Source organism: Bartonella gabonensis, assembly GCF_903679515.1.
GTDB classification, from domain to species: Bacteria; Pseudomonadota; Alphaproteobacteria; order Rhizobiales; family Rhizobiaceae; genus Bartonella; species Bartonella gabonensis.
On the sequence record NZ_CAHOYM010000079.1, the window covers coordinates 1 to 2,440 of the forward strand.

Annotated in this window: 1 protein-coding gene and 1 pseudogene; both read left to right on the top strand. The window is 37.4% G+C overall.

Features of this window, described 5'->3' with window-relative positions:
• The coding region (locus HWX04_RS08005; RefSeq protein WP_175869598.1) for a YadA-like family protein at nucleotides 1-181 on the top strand (181 nt) is incomplete at its 5' end.
• A gap of 802 nt (nucleotides 182-983) precedes the next feature.
• A pseudogene (locus tag HWX04_RS08010) lies at nucleotides 984-2,440 on the top strand (hypothetical protein); the annotation flags it as partial.

Genomic DNA, 2,440 nt, shown 5'->3' on the forward strand with positions numbered 1-2,440 from the left:
TGATGATACACCTGGAAAATTGAGCTTCTCATTTGGTACAGGGATATGGCGTAGCCAGTCTGCCTTTGCTGTTGGTGCTGGTTATATGTCTGAAAGCGGAAAGATGCGTTCTAATTTATCTATCACAAGTGCTGGAGGTCATTGGGGCGTAGGTGCTGGATTTAGGATCACATTAAATTAAAGATAGAAAGCACTTCTTTTATCAAAAACATCCTTCGCTCTTCTTTTTTAAGAAAGGCGACGGCTCTATAGATCCAAACAATATTATTGAGCTATAAGTAATTATAAACTTTAATTATACTACTACGAGCTCTAAGTATTATAAAAACATTTTAATCTTCATTTGTTGAAAAAAAAGACACAGTTAGAATCCATTTTGCTAAAAAGTTGTATTTTTACTTGCTATTTCACCCAATAGGCGATAATGGTATGAGAAAAATATTAGTAAGACTCATTTTGATTAAATGAGACATTCAGAAGAGGGCAAGTGATGTTTAAACAACAAAAGCAAATCAGACAATCATATGTATATTACCAGATTATAGATAATAAAAATAATCCTAGCTAAAGAAATTGTAGTTTWTAAAAAGCTAAAACCTATAGGTACACTAGCCTTCTACTTTACTTATTATTAATAAAACAATGCTTTTAATTAAAAAAAACACAAAACACACACGTAAAAGATTTTATACTAGAATACCCTTATTATAATGCAACTCAAATCAGGTAAAATGCTTTTAACATTTAAAAACACACAACAACCTAAGGAAATATTCATTAGACTCTAAATGTGTCATTTTTATCTCCACCCAGCATATTCTCCATTTAGATCTCGTTATAAAAAACACACAACATAAAGTAAAAGACTCAAAATGCTAAAAATAAAACACCCTAAATCTTATTCACAAGAGATCCCTACCGTTAAAATATGTCTTTTTTATGTTTCTAACTATGTATCTCAATTTTTTCCGTGGGGGGTCATTATGAAAAAGTTATTTGCCACATCAGAGGGGAACGTTTTGAATAATCCGCCTTTTTCTCGTTATTTATTATCTGTATTTAAAAAACTTTCATTGGGGACACCAATGGGCATATTCGTGCTGAATGCTACTCCTGTTTTAGCAAAAAGTTCTGATTTAGAAATACTTTTGCCAGCCATGGAAAAGGCAACAGAGATCTATTCTCAAGATAAGCATAAAACAATACCTTCCGCTTATGACAGTCATCAAGACGGTCGAGTTCTTTTTAAAGATTCTAATTTATCGACGATAAATTATTTAGCAGGGCTCAATACAGCAATGGCACCAAAGGTGCAAGTAAATGCTTCTGTGGATGATAAAAATTTTTTAAACGATATGCTTTCAGAGAAAAGGGTGGTTTCAAGAGCTATAAATTCTAAAAAATATGACGCTGGTCATCCTATTGAGTGGGGTTTTGAATCGGTTGCAAAGCTTCATGATAGTATCGCTATAGGGCCGATAGCGCAAGTTGAAGTTGAGCAGGGGATTGCTTTCGGCTTTTCTGTTTTATCTACTGGGGGGAGGAATAGCATTGCGATAGGTTCTGCTATAGTTTCTTCTGAAGATAAAGAAACTAAAACGGTTGCAGGTGCTGAGTTTGCAATAGCTTTAGGTACTCAAGCGCATAGTTATGCGGATCAGGCAATTGCTATGGGGTACCTTGCATATGCAAGGGAGGGAGCGGTGGACGCGATTTCTATTGGTGCTGGTGCAAATGCAATGGAGGACGCGTTGGCAGCGATTTCTATTGGTGCTAATGCAAAATCAGCAGGAAGATTCGCTATAGCTTTGGGTAAGTGGGCAGAAGCCACAAAAGAAGATAGCATGGCTATAGGCCATGGAGCGCAAGCTTTGGGTGCAAATAGTATCGCAATAGGTAACAGATATAATGATGGTGAAAGCGTTACAAAAGCAGAGGCTAGTTTTACAACCGTTGTGGGAGATTTTGCAACTGCTGGGAAAGAATATGCAGCTGCTTTTGGTGCGGGTTCAAACGCATTGGGACAATATTCTATTTCTATGGGATATAAAGCAACGGCAAAAGAGGATGGCAGCATTTCTATTGGTGGGGATTCGGATGCATTGGGAGCATATTCTCTTTCTGTCGGATATGCAACAAAAGCAAGAGCGGGTAGAAGCGTTGCTATTGGTGTGGCTTCAGAGGCAAACGAAGATCACGCTATTGCTTTAGGTGCTGATTCTATAGCTAACGTTGCGGCTGGTGTTAAAGGCTATGACCCTCTTTTACATAAAGCAGCAACAGATGATACTTTTGCATGGACAAGTACTTACGGTGCAGTCAGTGTTGGTGATGTCTCTAAGGAGAAAACACGGCAAATTGGTGGAGTTGCAGCGGGTAGTGCAGATACTGATGCTGTAAATATTGCGCAGTTAAAGTCATTACAAACCTATGTAGACAA